The following is a 16,710-nucleotide window of genomic DNA, read 5'->3' as shown; positions in this document are numbered from 1 at the left end:
ATGACATTACAAAAAGAAATTGCTGCCGGAATGCTACAAGTAGGCGCAGTAGAACTAAATCCAACAGACTTGTTCACATGGGCATCAGGCATCCAATCACCAATTTACTGTGACACACGTCTAACAATCTCAGACCCAGCCATCCGTAAGCAAATCGCAAACGGCTTAGCAGCAAACATTAAGGAATTTTTCCCAGAAGTAGAAGTGGTAGCAGGCACAGCAACAGCAGGCATACCACATGCTGCATGGGTATCAGATATTTTACAATTACCAATGGTTTATGTGCGCTCAAAAGCAAAAGAACATGGTCGTGGTAAACAAATTGAAGGTAAATATGCTGCGGGTCAAAAAGTGGTCGTAGTAGAAGACATCGTCTCAACAGGCGGCTCATCCATCACAGCGGTAGAAGCACTGCGCGCAGCGGGCTGTGAAGTGCTAGGTGTCGTATGTGTCTACACATACAACCTACCAAAAGCAGAAAAAGCATTCGATGAAATCGGCGTAAAATATGTTTCTTTAACAAACTTTGATTACTTAGTAGAAGCAGCCTCTGAATCAGGCAACGTTGCAGAAGAGCACATTCCGTTCTTGAAGGAGTGGCATGCAAAACTTAAAGCCGGAGAGCTTTAAGTTTTGCATGCGACGAGGATGGCATAGCCACCGCAGGAGCACAGGGGATAGAAGATTCAGCAATGGCTGAATCTTCGCCGCTTAAAGCCGGAGAGCTTTAAGTTTTGCATGCGACGAGGATGGCGCAGCCACCGCAGGAGCACAAAAGAGAGAAGGTTTGGCGAATAGCCAAACTTTCTTTCAATTTCACAGGCTATTTTTCAGAACGTAGAATAAACTTCCGAAAACGTGGAATAAAACTCGAAAAACGTGGAATAAATGTTTGAAAACGTGGAATAAATCCGCAAAAACGTGGAATAAATAGTTAATCAAAGAACAGAGTGAACGGCTGAGTGGACTCATTAAAACAGGCTAGCAGCTCCGCTTTAAAATCTTCGTTCTTCATTAATTGCAAAGCCTGTTCTAGACTATAAAACCTGACTTCTAAGCTTTCATTACTGGTTGTTAGACTCCCACCTACAGGTTTACCTACCCACCAAATATTTCATAATTGCTTACTTAATTCTTGTGAGATACCACAAAATCGCTCAATCTTCTCGTATAGCAGCTTCTTTAAAAGTTTCATTCAATTCGACCATGCCACCAGGTAGCTCCCAGCCACGCTTTGGGTCTTTTTTTAAAAGGATTTCCTTTTGCTCATTCAGGACAAGGCATGCAGATGTCATCTGATAATTCATTGTATCACCCAATTCTATTAGATTGTTGCTTTTACAATATAGCGTGAATATGTAATAGGCAACCCATTTGCTGTTGCATGTTGCTTAAAAGTAGAGGCGATTTCATCTAAGTTTTCAACTGTCAATGTTTCATAAATAGATGGATGCTGACCGAAGCAACGAAGCTTCAATATGTCTTCTGGAGACTGGAAATATTCGGTACTATTGACTGTTTCAATTGTTGATTCTGAAAAATCACTATTTGCAAGGTTTTCTTTAATCTTATTTAAAATAGGTGTCCCAATTGTTGATTCAAAAAGATTAGGAAATAAAATAGGTAACTCTTTCCCTAGTGCATCTCCAGGATGTAATCCAATAATTGCACCGCCTTTTTTCACAACATTTTTAAGAGAAGGGTAAGCAGAGGTAGGGCCTTTTCTTATGTAGGCACAATCGAATTCATTTGTTTGAAAAGGTAACCCGTTTTTTGTATTTCCAACAACAAAGGAGGCATTTGATCTTGCAGTGTTAAGTCTATTTTGAATAAAATGATTGGTTACATCAAAGCCAGTGATTTCCCTCGCTAATAAGCTGCACTTTAATGTAAACTCACCGTGTCCACAACCGACATCTAATACTTTCTTTCCGACAATTGTTTGAGCTACAATTTCATCAAACATCGACTCGCCATTCGGCTCTGCAAGAGAGGAAGCCCATGGATATTCATAGCGTTGCTGTAGTTCACCTAATTGTGCATACCACTCGAGTGAGTGAGGTATTAACCAGTTCGAGAAAGTAGTTGGATTCAGTAATGTCATATATTTATGCTCCTTTATAAAAAAATAGTGGATACAAATTTTAACATAACTCAGTTAAAACAACAAAAAATGCATGGCATCATCCACCATACATTTTCTAGATGTCTTCAATTGTCATAGCCTATACCCCTCTGTTAGAAGTCGTTATCACCGAAGTAATCAAATGTATCTTCGCAACGCTCTTCATGTAAATAAGAATTATTATTGTGGTCACAAGTTTCCTCGTATGTGTACGGATACTTGCTTTGTACTTGCTCTAAATATGCTTGATATGGCATATGCAACACCTCCAGATAGAATATTTCTTAATTATACAATATTCAGAATGTTTTTGGAATAGGTAAATTAAAAGTTTAGACAGCAATTTATTATCTCAAAAGTAGCAACTCACTCAACCAAGCTTAAAAAAGGAGTTTATCCACTTCAGATAAACCCCTTTCGTTTATTTTTTCTTCAATTTCAACACTAATTCCTCATCAGGTGTCACATACAATGTTTTTTGCTCGAAATAAATGACGAAGCCGGGCTTTGAACCATTTGGCTTTTTCACTTGGCGAATTTCTGTGTAGTCAACAGGGACAGAGGCAGATTCTCGCGCTTTGCTGAAATAAGCGCTAAGCATAGCGGCTTCACGCAATGTCGTTTCATCAGGTGATTCGTTATGAATGACGACATGTGAGCCAGGAATATCCTTTGTATGCAGCCAAATGTCATTTTTCTTCGCTAATTTAAATGTTAAAAAATCATTTTGCTTATTATTCTTACCAACAGAAATCGTCATACCTGTTGAAGATACAAATTGTTCAGGCATTGGCTTTGTTGGTTTTTTCTTTTTCTTTGAGGCACGTAAACGTAAAAAGCCTTGTTCTGCTAATTCCTCACGAATTTCCTCGATATCGCTCGGCGCTGCTTGGGCAACTTGCTGTGCGAGCATTTCAAAATAATCAATATCTGTACGTGTTTTTGCTAGCTGTTCCTCAATCATGACAAGTGCGTTTTTTGCCTTGTTGTAGCGTTGGAAGTAATGCTGTGCGTTATCAATTGGTGTTTTGCGAGGGTTAATCGCAATCATTACTGTTTCACCATTATAATAGTTTTCCACCGTTACGCTGTCTTGCCCTTTTTCAAACTGATAAATATTGGCCATCAACAGCTCACCATATAGCTGCAATTGGTCGAGCTTTGAAGCCTGCTCGTAATCCTTTTCAAGCTTTTTTGTTTTGAGCTTTAGCTTATCAACTTCATTGCTTAGCCAGCGTTCTAAATCACCGGCCTGCTGTTTGACACGGTCTCGTTCTGCTCTTGCGAAAAAGACGCGATCTAACAAAGCACCGAGTGTTGGATATGTCGTGACATGCCCTTGTAAATGTGTCAAATTAGTTGGTGAGAATGCAGCTTTTCCACCAGTTTCAACATAAGTAGGATTCGCGGCAATCATTAACTCCTGTAAAAATGGTTGAAAAGCTGAGGAGTCACGTGATAAGCGAGCTAGTAGTTCCTCCGCATGTAGAGGCGAGAAGCCTGCAAAATGCGCAACGACCTCCTTGGCATTTTTCGGCTCAGCAAAAAAATGCTCCTCTGTCGATTCATACGGATTTACCTTATGCTGTGCAGGTGGTGCGATATATGTTTGCCCTGGTAAAACGGTACGGTAGCTGTTTAATGAAGGTGGTAAATGCTTTAAGCTATCGAGTATTTTATCGTTATCTGCATCGACTAATATACAGTTGCTATGTCTGCCCATAATTTCGATAATGAGCTTGCGCATAATTGGGTCGCCAATTTCATTTTTACTTTCAACTGTAATATGTAAAATACGCTCGGTTCCATCCTGTGTGATTGAATGAATAAAGCCTCCCTCTAAATGTTTGCGCAAAAGCATGCAAAACATCGGAGGCTCAGCAGGGTTATCAATCGTTTGTTCTGTTACATGTATGCGTGCATAGGATGGATGGATAGAAATAATCAGTTTATGATTTGCCCCATTTGCTCGAATATGAAGCATTACTTCCATTGCATTCGGCTGGTGAATTTTCGTAATGCGTCCTGTTACTAATTGTTGTAGCTCTAGCGCCATTGCGCGTGTAAATAATCCATCAAAAGCCATAATTGATTCCTCTTTCGTTCAGTACTTGATTCTTCTATCATAGCATTTTTCTTATGTCATGCTCTAGTTAGATGTTTTTCTTGCAAAATGTACGAAAAAACAGTTCAGAGTATGTTATAATGGTGTGCAGTATTTTAAAGGAAGGTGTGACGGACCTTGGTGCGTAGTATGACAGGCTTTGGCAGGGGTGTCACAACGACAAAATCGTATCAATTAACGATTGAAGTTCGTGCTGTGAATCATCGCTTTTTAGAAATAAGCACAAAATTTCCGAAAGAGTGGATGGAATCGGAAGTGTTAGCGAAAAAAATGCTTTCAACAGCTGTTTCACGCGGAAAGCTAGATGTACTCATTGCGGTGAAGGAGCTGCAAGTAGAAGAACAGCACGTAACAATTAATTGGGCTTTACTTGAAGCGTACATAAAAGCAAAGGAAGCATTGTCACAAAAAATTGCGATGCAGGAAAAATGGTCAATGCAGGAAATTGCTATGCTTGATCAAGTGTTAGTTGTTGAAAAGCAAGAGGCGATGCAAGAAGACTTTTTAATTGCGGTAGAGCGAGCGATGCAGGAAGCAATTGAAAATTTAGTGCAAATGCGTGAGCGTGAAGGACAAGAGTTGAAGCTAGTTATGTTACAATATAAAGAACAATTACAACAGCAAATTGCACAGATCCGTGCAACGTCACCAGATGCTGTAATGAAATATCGAGAGCGTTTAAAAGCGCGTATCGAAGAAATTGCGAGTGGGCAGCTGTTGGAGGAACGTTTGTTAATGGAAGTGGCATTATTCGCAGAACGAGTAGATATTACGGAGGAGCTAGACCGTCTTGATAGTCATTTTGGTCAGCTAGAGGAAATATTGCAGGAGCATGGTGCAATTGGGCGTAAGCTTGATTTCTTAATGCAGGAGATGCATCGGGAAATTAATACGATTGGCTCCAAAAATCAATCCTCTGAAAGCTCAGTAGCGGTCGTACAAGCAAAAGCCATTTTAGAGAAAATGCGAGAGCAAGTTCAAAATATCGAATAGCTAAAGGGAGATTTAATAATCAATGAGAAAACAACGTGGCTTATTAATCGTATTATCCGGTCCATCTGGTGTTGGAAAAGGAACGGTTCGAAAAGAGCTATTTTCACAAGCGAATACAAATTATGAATATTCGATTTCCATGACAACACGTCTACCTCGCGAAGGAGAGGTTGATGGTGTAGACTATTTCTTTAAAACGCGTGAGGAATTTGAAGGGTTAATTGAGCAAGGCGGTTTATTAGAGCATGCAGAGTTTGTTGGCAATTATTACGGTACGCCACTTGCTTATGTAAATGATACGCTAGAAGCAGGGCGAGATGTTTTTTTAGAAATTGAAGTGCAAGGAGCTGCCCAAATTCGTGCGAAAGCACCTGATGCGCTATTTATCTTTTTAGCGCCACCAAGCCTTTCAGAGTTAAAGGATCGTTTGGTTGGAAGAGGAACAGAAACGGAAGATATTATTGCAAAGCGTATTGCAACAGCGCGTGAAGAGCTTGAAATGATGAGTCTTTATGATTATGTTGTAGAAAATGATGAAGTGCAAAACGCATGCGATAAAATTAATGCTATTATTAAAGCAGAGCATTGCCGACGTGAGCGCGTCGAAAAAATATATTTGTCAATGTTGAAAGGAGAATAATTCATGTTATACCCATCAGTAGATGCCTTAAAAAAGGAAATTGATTCAAAATATTCACTTGTGAGCCTAGCTTCTAAGCGTGCACGCCAAATGCAGGAGCAAGGTGGCGAAAAGCTAAACAAGTACGTATCTTATAAGCCAGTAGGTCGTGCGCTAGAGGAAGTAGCGGCAGGTGTTTTACGCAGAGAGGCAGAAGATGCTTCAACTGTTTACGAGGACGAAATTTAAGCGATTTAAAGACTGATGATGTAGCTCCCGAGGAAACGTTCTTTGGGAGCTTATCGTTTGAAAGGGTGGGAAATCGATGAGCAAAAAAAATATTTTATTATGTGTGACAGGTGGCATTGCAGTTTATAAGGCGGTAGCACTCGTCAGCAAGCTATCACAGGCAGGAATGAATGTAAAGGTTATGATGACTGCATCTGCAAGACAATTTGTCACGCCACTTAGCTTCCAAGTCATGTCTAAAAATGATGTTTTTTTTGATACATTTGATGAAAAGGATTCAAGTGTCATTGCCCATATTGATTTAGCTGATTGGGCAGATTTAGTCATTGTGGCGCCAGCGACAGCCAACGTAATCGGGAAGCTAGCAAACGGTATTGCGGATGATATGGTGACGACAACACTACTCGCAACAACAGCACCTGTATGGATTGCACCTGCAATGAATGTGCATATGTATGACCACCCAGCAGTAAAGCGCAATATTCAACAGCTACATGAGGATGGCTGTCATTTTATTGAGCCCTCTGAAGGATTTTTAGCATGTGGTTACATTGGCAAAGGACGCTTAGAGGAGCCAGAGAAAATAACGGCATTAGTATTGTCGCATTTTAAAGAAGGCGGACAGCAATGACACGTATTGCCAAAGTGATTGTTGATGTGGCGGCATACCCAGTTGATCGCCCATTCGACTATCTCGTACCAGCAGATTGGCATGATCTAATTGAATGTGGCTGTCGCGTTAAAGTACCATTCGGACCGCGCAATGTGCTTGGCTTCGTTGTCGAGCTTGCAAGCGAAACCGACGTGCCACTCGATAAAATCAAGCCGATTACCCAAGTGCTAGATATTGAGCCTGTATTAACAGAGGAAATGCTCAGCTTGGCAAAATGGCTAAAAACACAAACGATTTGTTATGAAATTGATGCATTACAGGTCATGTTGCCATCGGCATTGCGTGCGAAATATGAAAAAATAGTGCACTTACAAGTAGCGCTAGAACAGCTAGACCCTATTCTTGCAGCCTTTTTCAAAAAATCCGCAAAGGCAAATTTCAAGCAATTTGAAAAGGAATCATTGTTAAAAGAATTAAAGCAAGCAGTTAACAAAGGGCATGTTCGCATTGAAAACGAAGTAAAGCAGCAAGGTAAAATTAAGGAAGTCCGTAAAGTGCAAATTCATGCGGAGGCAAGCTATATAGCGGAAATTGAGCAGCAAATATCGAAGCGAGCAAAAAAGCAAATTCACTTAGTGCAGTGGATGAAAGCACATTGTGGTGAAATTTTCTCGCCAGAGGAAATATACGAGCAAGCAGGCGTCACTGCAACAGTTTTGCAGGCACTGATTGAAATGGGTGCAGCGAAATTTATTCAAGAGGAAGTATATCGCGACCCATTTACAAAGGATGTAGCGCAAACGACAGCACTAAATTTAACAGCTGAGCAAGAGCAGGCATTGAGCTACATCACAGCGGCAATGAAAAAACAACATAATGAAACATTTCTATTGCATGGTATTACAGGAAGCGGCAAAACCGAAGTGTATTTGCAAGCGATTCAGCAGGCTTTACAGGACGGCAAAGAGGCGATTATGCTTGTGCCTGAAATCTCCTTGACACCACAAATGACAGAGCGTTTTCGCTCACGCTTTGGCGAGATGGTCGCTGTAATGCATAGTGGCTTATCTGTTGGTGAAAAATATGATGAATGGCGCAAAATTCAGCAAGGCAAAGTAAAGGTTGTTGTTGGTGCGCGCTCGGCAATTTTTGCCCCGTTTCAGCATGTTGGGCTTATTATTTTAGATGAAGAGCATGAATCGACATATAAGCAGGAGGATGCTCCTCGCTATCATGCACGTGATGTGGCAATATGGCGCAGTAAGTTTCATCAATGCCCTGTGATTCTAGGCAGTGCAACACCAGCGCTTGAATCGTTTGCACGAGCGAAAAAAAATGTTTATACATTGCTAACATTAAAAGAGCGTGCCAAGCAGCAAGCATTACCAACTGTGGAAATTGTAGATATGCGTGAAGAACTAAAGCTCGGCAATCGCTCGATGTTTTCAACGAGCTTAATCGAGGCAATGCGTGAGCGATTAGTGCGCAAAGAGCAAATCGTCTTGTTTTTAAATCGACGAGGTTATTCGAGCTTTGTGTTATGCCGTGATTGTGGAACGGTTGTGCAATGTCCTAACTGCGATATTTCTTTAACCTATCATCGCTACAACGAAAAATTAAAATGTCATTACTGTGGCTACGATGAATATGTACCGCAAAGCTGTCCACAATGTCAAAGTGAGCATATTCGCTTTTTCGGCACAGGTACACAAAAGGTTGAAGAGGAAATTTATAAGCTGTTTCCAGAGGCAAGAATCGTGCGTATGGATGTTGATACGACGTCACAAAAAGGTGCACACGAACAGCTTTTAGATATATTCGGCAGCGGACAAGCTGATATTTTACTTGGCACGCAAATGATTGCTAAAGGGCTTGACTTCCCGAATATTACGTTAGTTGGTGTGTTAAGTGCGGATACATCATTACATTTACCTGATTATAGATCAAGTGAACGAACATTCCAGCTACTAACACAAGTAAGTGGTCGTGCAGGACGCCATGATTTATTAGGTGAGGTAATTATTCAAACGTATACGCCAGAGCATTATGCGATTGAGCTAGCGCAAGCACAGCAATATGAACCATTTTATACAAGAGAAATGTATTCACGTCATCAAGCGGGTTACCCACCGTATTATTATTTAGCGCTCGTCCAAGTATCGCATGAGGATGTTATTATGGCGGCAGAATATGCGGGTCGCGTAGCTGATTATTTACGTGAAAAGCTCTCATTCAATGTTGCTATTATTGGTCCGACGACTGCTAGCATTAGTCGTCTCAACAATAGATATCGCTATCAATGTTTGATAAAATACAAAGTAGAACCGAATTTGATCGAAACATTATTACAATTGATTAAAATATACCGCACAGATTGGAGTAAGAAGGGCATTCAGCTCATCGTAGACCTTGACCCATCTGTTATTTAGAAAGAAGGACTTAGAAAATGGCGATTAAAGAAGTAGTGAAAAACCCAGCAGCAATTTTAACAACAGCGACGAAGGAAGTTGAGGTTATCAATGAGGAAATTATTGAGCTGTTAGATGATTTATATGACACGATGGTGGAATACGATGGTGTTGGCATTGCGGCACCACAAATTAATGTAAGCCTACGTGTAGCCATTGTGGAATTAGGGGAGGATATTTTAGAAATGATTAACCCGATTGTATTAGAGACAAAAGGGGAAGAGGAAGATGTGGAAGGCTGCTTAAGCTTTCCTGAATTATTCGGTATGGTAAAGCGCCCAACATATGTGAAAATTGAAGCATCTGACCGTGAAGGACGCATTTATGAGCTAGAGGCAGAGGACTTTGAGGCACGTGCGATTTTACATGAAATTGATCATCTAGATGGCGTTTTATTTGACTCAAAAATTACGCATGTGCTAACAGAGGAAGAGCTCGAAGAAATGTATGCAGAGGAGGAATAGTATGTTATCCATCGTTTTTATGGGCACACCGGCCTTCTCTGTACCAATTTTACGCATGCTACATGAAGAGGGCTACAATGTGCTAGCAGTGGTAACACAGCCTGATCGTCCTGTTGGGCGTAAAAAAGTATTAACGCCTCCACCTGTCAAGGAGGAAGCTGTACGTTTAGGCTTACCTGTTATTCAACCAGAAAAGCTACGCGACTCAGTAGAATTAGAGCAAATTTTAGCATTGCAGGCAGATTTAGTCGTGACAGCAGCATTTGGTCAAATTTTACCGAAAGTGTTGCTTGATGCACCGCGTTTAGGCTGTATTAACGTTCATGCTTCATTGCTACCTGCATATAGAGGTGGCGCACCGATTCATCAGGCAATTATAGATGGACAAAAGGAAGCCGGTGTGACGATTATGTATATGGCACAAAAGCTAGATGCTGGCGATATCATTAGTCAACAGGCGATTTCGATTGAAGAAACGGATCATACAGGCAGTTTATTTGACAAGCTAAGCATTGTAGGACGTGACTTATTAAAGCAAACATTGCCTGCAATTGAAGCAGGTACAAATAATCGTACAGTCCAAGACGAAACATTGGTTACTTATGCGCATAATATTAGTCGTGAGCAAGAACGCATTGATTGGCAGCAAAACGCACGCACGATTTACAATCAAGTACGCGGTTTGCATCCATGGCCTGTTGCCTACACAACTTTGGAAGAAAGCAATGTGAAAATTTGGTGGGCACAAATTGGTAGTACGAAGCACACAGCTACACCAGGTGAGGTTGTGCATATTGCGAAAGATTATTTTGAAATTGCAACAGGTGAAGGCGGGGCGCTTGCTGTTTATGATTTACAGCCTGCGGGGAAAAAGCGTCTGAGCGCAGAGGAATATTTGCGTGGCACAGGGGCAAAATTGCAGATTGGAGATCGCTTTGAATGACAAAGAAAAAACAGCAAATTTGGAATGGTAATGTACGAGATGCGGCGTTAAGCATTTTATTAGCAGTTGATAAAAATCAAGCATATAGCAACTTGTTACTACATCAAACAATTGAAAAATATAAAATAGAAGCAAAGGACCGTGCGTTATTAACGGAAATCACGTATGGTACATTGCAGCACAAATTAACGCTTGATTATTATTTAGCACCATTTGTAAGAGGGAAAGTAGAAGCATGGGTGCAATGGTTACTGCGCCTTTCATTATTCCAAATGCATTATTTAACACGCATCCCACCACATGCCGCAGTGAATGAGGCAGTGGAAATTGCAAAGCGACGTGGGCATCAAGGAATTGCCTCAATGGTTAATGGTATTTTGCGTTCGATTTTACGACAAGGTGTGCGTTCGACAGATGAAATTCAGGATGAAATGGAGCGTTTAGCGATTGCAACAAGCCATCCACAATGGCTAGTGGAGCGCTATATCGAGACATATGGCATTGAACAAACAGCAACAATGCTTGCGTGTAACAATTTGCCAGCCAAGCAAACAGTACGTGTCAATACATTAAAGGCGACGCCAGCTGAAGCGATTGCACTACTTGAGCAAGAGGGGATTACAGCGGTACAAAGCGAATTTCTACCTGAATGCTTAACATTGACAGGTGGACAAGCAGCACGTACAGAAGCATTCAAAAAAGGATTCATTACGATTCAAGATGAAAGCTCGATGTTACCAGCAAACGTTTTAAACCCACAGCCAGGGATGCGTGTACTCGATATGTGTGCAGCACCAGGCGGGAAAACGACGCATTTAGCAGAAAAAATGCATAATCAAGGCTCAGTGCTAGCGCTCGACTTGCATCCACATAAGCTTGAGCTAATCGATGAAAACACAGCGCGCTTAGACATTGAGATTGTACAAACAGCGCCATTAGATGGGCGCAAAGCAGCTAGCATATTACAAAAGGAAAGCTTTGATGCGATTTTAATTGATGCACCATGCTCAGGGCTTGGTGTAATGCGTCGCAAGCCAGATATTAAATACACAAAAAGACTAGAGGATTTCGCCAATTTACAAGTGATTCAGCTTGGTATTTTAGCAAATGCAGTGGAGCTATTAAAGCCGAATGGACGCCTCGTTTATAGCACATGTACAATCGATAAAGAAGAAAATGAAGGTACGGTACAAGCCTTTTTGGCAGCACATCCGATGATGGAAGCAATCTTGCTAGAAAATTTACCACAACAGCTTGCTGAGGAGCAACATAACGGAATGCTTCAAGTATTCCCACAACATATGGACAGCGATGGCTTTTTCGTTGCTGCCTTCGTAAAAAAGGAGACAAATTAAACTTTATGGAACAAAATAAATTCGATGAACGTATTTTAGACTTAGTCGAGGAAGCAGAAGAGAAGCCCGTACGCCGTGAGAAAAAAGAAAAGCCGCAATTAAAGGAATCGATTTATTCATTGCGCCCTGATGAATTGCAAAATTGGTTAGTAGAAAATGGAGAAAAAGCATTCCGTGCAGGACAAATTTTTGATTGGCTTTATCATAAGCGCGTCAAAACATTTGAGGAAATGTCAAACCTATCAAAATCTTTGCGTGAAAAATTAAGTGCAAACTTTGCATTAACAACACTATCGACAATTATTCAGCAGGAATCGAAGGATGGCACAATTAAATTTTTATTCCAATTGCAAGATGGTTATTCAATTGAAACCGTATTAATGCGCCATGATTATGGCAATTCTGTTTGTGTAACAACACAAGTAGGCTGCCGTATTGGCTGTACGTTCTGCGCCTCTACATTAGGCGGCTTAAAGCGCCACTTACTTGCTGGTGAAATTGTTGAGCAAGTTGTCAAAGTTCAGCAAGCTTTGGATGAAGTTGAGGAGCGTGTGAGCCATATCGTTATTATGGGGATTGGGGAGCCATTCGACAATTATGATGCGATGATGAATTTCTTAAAGGTCATTAATGATGAAAAAGGCTTAAATATTGGCGCTCGCCATATTACAGTGTCAACTTCAGGTATCGTGCCAAAAATTTATGATTTTGCCAATGAGCAGCTACAAATTAATTTTGCGCTATCGCTACATGCACCAAATCAAGAATTGCGCCAAAAGCTTATGCCAATCGCACGTGCTTACAAGCTGGAACGATTAATGGAATCGATTCGTTATTATACACAGAAAACGGGACGTCGCGTGAGCTTTGAGTACGGTTTATTTGGTGGCGAAAACGATTCTGTTGAGCATGCAGAGGAGCTAGCAAAATTAATTAAAGGCATTAAGTGTCATGTTAATTTAATTCCTGTGAACTATGTGCCAGAGCGAAACTATGTGAGAACACCACGCAATCAAATCTTTGATTTTGAAAAAACGTTAAAGAAGCACGGCATTAATGTGACAATTCGTCGCGAACATGGCTCGGATATTGATGCAGCATGTGGACAGCTGCGTGCAAAGGAGCGAGCACAAGAAACAAAGTAGGTGGAAAGTATGAACTTTACAGTTGAAAGTGATGTTGGCTTAAAGCGTTCAGAAAATGAGGATCGAGTAGCTTTTTGTGAACGGTTAGATAACTATAAGCTAGCGATATTAGCTGATGGTATGGGCGGACATAATGCGGGAGATGTAGCAAGTGAAATGGCGATTACGGCGTTGCAGCGTGCATTCATGCAAGTGGATGCTGCTGCACTATTGACGGAGGAAAAGCGACAGCAATGGCTTGAAACCGTGATATCGCAAATAAACGAAGACATTTATCATTATTCATTATCACATGAAGGCTGTAAAGGCATGGGGACGACGCTAATCGCTGTCATAATCGATCAGGCAAATTGTACAATTGCACATATCGGTGATAGCCGCGTCTACCACTTTACGGAAGAGGATGGAAGGCTTATTACGCGCGATCATTCCTATGTCAATGTACTAGTTGATAATGGTGAAATAAGCGAGGAAGAGGCACAGCATCATCCAAAAAAGAATTTTATTTTAAGAGCATTAGGCACTGAATTAACGATTCAGGCTGATTTTTACAGTATGGAACTGCAAGAGGATTCCTATTTGCTTATTTGCTCAGATGGTTTAAGCGATAAACTGAGCTTATATGAAATGGCGGCTTTGATTACATTGCCGCTTGCTTTACAGAAAAAGGGGAAAAAGCTCGTACAGCTAGCAAATGAACTCGGTGGTGAGGACAATATTTCCCTTATTTTATTGACACTGAAGGATAAGGAGGTGTAAGGAATGATGATCGGCAAACGAATTAGTGACCGTTACAAAATAATTGAGTTAATTGGCGGCGGTGGCATGTCCAATGTTTATTTAGCGCATGATATGATTTTAAACCGCGATGTGGCGATTAAAATTTTACGCTACGATTTTACGAATGAAGAAGAATTGCATCGCCGATTTCAACGTGAAGCACTTTCGGCAACGAGCCTTACACATCCTAATATCGTCAGCGTCTATGATGTTGGTGAAGATGGCGATATGCATTATATTGTCATGGAATATATTAAAGGCAAAACGTTAAAGCAGTACATACAGGAATTTTCTCCTTTATCGCCTGCAAGAAGTGTTCATATTATGAAGCAGCTTACATCAGCACTTGCTCATGCACATGAAAATGGCATTATTCACCGCGATATTAAACCGCAAAATATTTTAATGGATTTAGAAGGCAATGTAAAAGTAACGGATTTTGGTATTGCGACAACATTAAGTGCAACGAGCTATACGCAGACGAATTCGGTCATTGGAACGGTGCATTATTTATCACCAGAGCAGGCACGTGGTGGTATCGCAACAGGCAAATCAGATATTTACGCATTAGGCATTGTCTTTTATGAGCTATTAACAGGAGAATTGCCATTTTCAGGTGAATCAGCAGTAGCGATTGCTTTAAAGCATTTACAAACAGAAACGCCATCTGTTCGTGCATTTGATGGTTCCATTCCACAAAGCGTTGAAAATATCGTATTGAAGGCAACTGCTAAGGATGCAAGTCATCGCTACAACAGCGCAGAGGAAATGGAGCACGATTTAGAAACATGCTTATCAGCGGAGCGTATTCATGAAGCGAAATTCAGCTTACCTATTGATGATGATGCAACGAAAATTTTACCGATTATTAAAGATAATAAAATGCCAGTGCATGATATAGCAGAAACGAAAAAAATGGAGGCTGTGAAAAAAGCACCACCTCAACAACAGCCACCAGCACCGCAAAAAAGGAAGAAATGGCCTATGGTAGTTGGGGGCATCGTACTACTTATCATCATTGCAATAGCTACCGTTTACTTTTTGAAGCCGAAAAAAGTGGAAATTCCGAAAGAAATTGTTGGGATGACGATAGAGGAAGCAACAGAGGAGCTAAAATCATTAGGCTTTAAAGTTGGCGAAACAGAGGAACGGTTTGATGAGGAAATCGAAGAAGGTAAAATTATCGAAACAAGCCCTAAAACAGGTACTTTAAGAGTAAAAGGTAGCGAAATAAAGCTTATCGCAAGTAAAGGTGCACAAACTTCCAAAATGGCAAATTATGTGGATCAAAAGCTTGAGCAAGTAACATCACTACTTGACGATTTTAAAGAGCACAAAATAGAATACGAAAATAGCGATGCCGAAAAAGGCACAATTATTCGTCAAGAGCCAGCTGCTGGAGAGGACATTATCGTGAAGGATACAGTCGTTACACTCGTTGTTAGTGAAGGCAAAAAGACGGTGAAATTGATTGACCTTGCTAATTTCTCTAATGCGGCACTTGACGAATACACAGAGCGAAATAATTTAAAATGGCGTGCTGTAGATGAAAAAACATCTGAAACGATTCCTAAAGGCAGTGTTATTTCCCATAAACCTGGTGCAGGAGAAGAGGTTGAGGAAGGACAAACGATTGAAGTCGTTATTTCAGCAGGACCACCTGCTAAGCAAGTCAGGTTTAGAAGCATAGAAGTTGAAATTCCGTATGAGCCAATATTTAATGAAGAGGGCGAAGAGGAATATCGAGAACAGACAATCCATATTTATATTCAAGATAAAAACAATAAAATGCATGAAATATATGATACATTGACAATTACAGAAACTACGAAGTATCGTATGAATTTCGAAATTGAGGAAGGTAGCGAGGCTGCCTACCGTATTGATCGTGACTCCTTCAAAATTGCTGAAGGTACAATTCCATATCCAGAGTAAGGGGGCATTTGATGGCGCAAGGCCAAATTCGTAAAGCATTAAGTGGTTATTATTATGTATATCAGGACGGGGAGCTTGTTCAATGCCGTGGGCGTGGTGTTTTTCGCAACCGCGGCGAATCTCCGCTCGTTGGAGATATTGTTGATTATACAAAAGAGGGTGACTCAGATGGCTATGTGATGAAAATTCACCCTCGTAAAAATGAGCTCGTGCGACCACCTATTGCTAATATCGACCAAGCAATTTTAGTTTTTTCCGTAAAGGAGCCTGATTTTAATACGCTATTATTAGATCGCTTTTTAGTTGTACTTGAATCATTTTTCGTTCAGCCTGTTATTTGTTTAACAAAAATGGATTTACTAACAGCAGACGAAAAGCAGCGGCTACAAGAGAAAATTGTAGATTATGAGGCAATTGGTTATACGGTTTTAACAACTTATCAAGATGATAGCACGCTGATGGAGCGTTTATACCCGCTATTAGAAGAGAAAATTAGCGTGTTAGCAGGACAGTCTGGTGTCGGCAAGTCTACGTTATTAAATACATTATTACCTGATTTACAATTGAAAACAGGAGCGATTTCGCAAAGTTTAGGGCGTGGTAAGCATACGACACGTCACGTTGAGCTGATTGAAGTAGGCAATGGCTTGCTGGCGGATACACCAGGCTTTAGCTCCTTTGATTTTGATACGATTGAAAAAGAGGAGCTAACAGCGTGTTTCCCAGAGTTTCAACGCTTGAGCGAAAATTGTAAATTCCGTGGCTGCTTACATACGAAGGAGCCAAAATGTGCGGTCAAAGAAGCATTAGCAAGTGGAGAGGTTCGTCAATATCGCTATGAGCATTATGAACAATTTTTACAAGAAATTATGGAACGAAAGCCGAGGTATTAAAAG

Annotated in this window: 16 protein-coding genes and 1 pseudogene; 13 read left to right on the top strand and 4 right to left on the bottom strand. The window is 40.7% G+C overall.

Features of this window, described 5'->3' with window-relative positions; all coding sequences use genetic code 11:
• Entirely contained in the window at positions 1 to 630 is a 630-nt protein-coding gene (gene pyrE, locus R6U77_RS19320) for an orotate phosphoribosyltransferase (protein ID WP_293922036.1), read from the top strand.
• A 527-nt stretch (positions 631 to 1,157) separates the two neighbouring features.
• On the opposite strand, the gene R6U77_RS19315 is transcribed toward pyrE, so the two are convergent.
• The 4 genes from R6U77_RS19315 to R6U77_RS19300 form a co-directional block, all read right to left on the bottom strand.
• Positions 1,158 to 1,307 carry an NUDIX hydrolase gene (locus R6U77_RS19315; RefSeq protein WP_319836856.1) on the bottom strand — a complete coding sequence of 50 codons (150 nt, stop codon included), beginning with the start codon at positions 1,305 to 1,307 and terminating at the stop codon, positions 1,158 to 1,160.
• A 17-nt stretch (positions 1,308 to 1,324) separates the two neighbouring features.
• Positions 1,325 to 2,104: a methyltransferase domain-containing protein gene (locus tag R6U77_RS19310; RefSeq protein ID WP_319836855.1), complete on the bottom strand. Its 780-nt coding sequence runs from the start codon at positions 2,102 to 2,104 to the stop codon at positions 1,325 to 1,327.
• Between the two features lie 134 nt (positions 2,105 to 2,238).
• The gene (locus R6U77_RS19305) at positions 2,239 to 2,382 is read right to left on the bottom strand and encodes a hypothetical protein (RefSeq protein ID WP_293922032.1); all 144 of its coding nucleotides are present in this window, start codon (positions 2,380 to 2,382) and stop codon (positions 2,239 to 2,241) included.
• 164 nt (positions 2,383 to 2,546) lie between these two features.
• Positions 2,547 to 4,211, bottom strand: a complete 1,665-nt coding sequence (locus R6U77_RS19300) for an Rqc2 family fibronectin-binding protein (RefSeq protein WP_319836854.1) — start codon at positions 4,209 to 4,211, stop codon at positions 2,547 to 2,549.
• 156 nt (positions 4,212 to 4,367) lie between these two features.
• Here R6U77_RS19300 and R6U77_RS19295 point away from each other — a divergent pair, with 156 nt between their 5' ends.
• From R6U77_RS19295 to rsgA, 12 genes and pseudogenes are all read left to right on the top strand, one after another.
• Complete coding sequence (locus R6U77_RS19295) at positions 4,368 to 5,243, top strand: YicC/YloC family endoribonuclease (RefSeq protein ID WP_293922028.1); 876 nt, start codon at positions 4,368 to 4,370, stop codon at positions 5,241 to 5,243.
• A 22-nt stretch (positions 5,244 to 5,265) separates the two neighbouring features.
• Positions 5,266 to 5,883, top strand: a complete 618-nt coding sequence (gmk, locus tag R6U77_RS19290; RefSeq protein WP_293922026.1) for a guanylate kinase — start codon at positions 5,266 to 5,268, stop codon at positions 5,881 to 5,883.
• Positions 5,884 to 5,886: 3 nt separating this feature from the next.
• Positions 5,887 to 6,111, top strand: a complete 225-nt coding sequence (gene rpoZ, locus R6U77_RS19285) for a DNA-directed RNA polymerase subunit omega (RefSeq protein WP_293922024.1) — start codon at positions 5,887 to 5,889, stop codon at positions 6,109 to 6,111.
• 76 nt (positions 6,112 to 6,187) lie between these two features.
• Positions 6,188 to 6,721 (top strand): annotated as a pseudogene (coaBC, locus tag R6U77_RS19280) (bifunctional phosphopantothenoylcysteine decarboxylase/phosphopantothenate--cysteine ligase CoaBC); the annotation flags it as partial.
• Positions 6,722 to 6,738: 17 nt separating this feature from the next.
• Positions 6,739 to 9,153 carry a primosomal protein N' gene (gene priA / locus R6U77_RS19275; protein WP_319836853.1) on the top strand — a complete coding sequence of 805 codons (2,415 nt, stop codon included), beginning with the start codon at positions 6,739 to 6,741 and terminating at the stop codon, positions 9,151 to 9,153.
• A 17-nt stretch (positions 9,154 to 9,170) separates the two neighbouring features.
• Positions 9,171 to 9,656, top strand: a complete 486-nt coding sequence (def, locus tag R6U77_RS19270; RefSeq protein ID WP_319836852.1) for a peptide deformylase — start codon at positions 9,171 to 9,173, stop codon at positions 9,654 to 9,656.
• Position 9,657: 1 nt separating this feature from the next.
• Positions 9,658 to 10,599, top strand: a complete 942-nt coding sequence (fmt, locus tag R6U77_RS19265) for a methionyl-tRNA formyltransferase (RefSeq protein WP_319836851.1) — start codon at positions 9,658 to 9,660, stop codon at positions 10,597 to 10,599.
• Positions 10,596 to 11,954, top strand: coding sequence for a 16S rRNA (cytosine(967)-C(5))-methyltransferase RsmB (gene rsmB, locus R6U77_RS19260; RefSeq protein ID WP_319836850.1), 1,359 nt, complete (start codon positions 10,596 to 10,598; stop codon positions 11,952 to 11,954). The genes fmt and rsmB overlap by 4 nt, the downstream gene beginning before the upstream one ends.
• Before the next feature lie 5 nt (positions 11,955 to 11,959).
• Complete coding sequence (rlmN, locus tag R6U77_RS19255) at positions 11,960 to 13,099, top strand: dual-specificity RNA methyltransferase RlmN (RefSeq protein ID WP_319836849.1); 1,140 nt, start codon at positions 11,960 to 11,962, stop codon at positions 13,097 to 13,099.
• Positions 13,100 to 13,108: 9 nt separating this feature from the next.
• Complete coding sequence (locus R6U77_RS19250; protein WP_319836848.1) at positions 13,109 to 13,858, top strand: Stp1/IreP family PP2C-type Ser/Thr phosphatase; 750 nt, start codon at positions 13,109 to 13,111, stop codon at positions 13,856 to 13,858.
• 3 nt (positions 13,859 to 13,861) lie between these two features.
• Entirely contained in the window at positions 13,862 to 15,814 is a 1,953-nt protein-coding gene (gene pknB, locus R6U77_RS19245; RefSeq protein ID WP_293922011.1) for a Stk1 family PASTA domain-containing Ser/Thr kinase, read from the top strand.
• An 11-nt stretch (positions 15,815 to 15,825) separates the two neighbouring features.
• Complete coding sequence (gene rsgA, locus R6U77_RS19240; protein ID WP_319836847.1) at positions 15,826 to 16,707, top strand: ribosome small subunit-dependent GTPase A; 882 nt, start codon at positions 15,826 to 15,828, stop codon at positions 16,705 to 16,707.
• Positions 16,708 to 16,710: the final 3 nt, after the last annotated feature.

Source organism: Lysinibacillus louembei (assembly GCF_033880585.1).
Lineage (GTDB): Bacteria > Bacillota > Bacilli > Bacillales_A > Planococcaceae > Metasolibacillus > Metasolibacillus louembei.
Note: the sequence above shows the minus strand (reverse complement) of the source record. Positions and strands in the feature narration are given on the sequence as shown.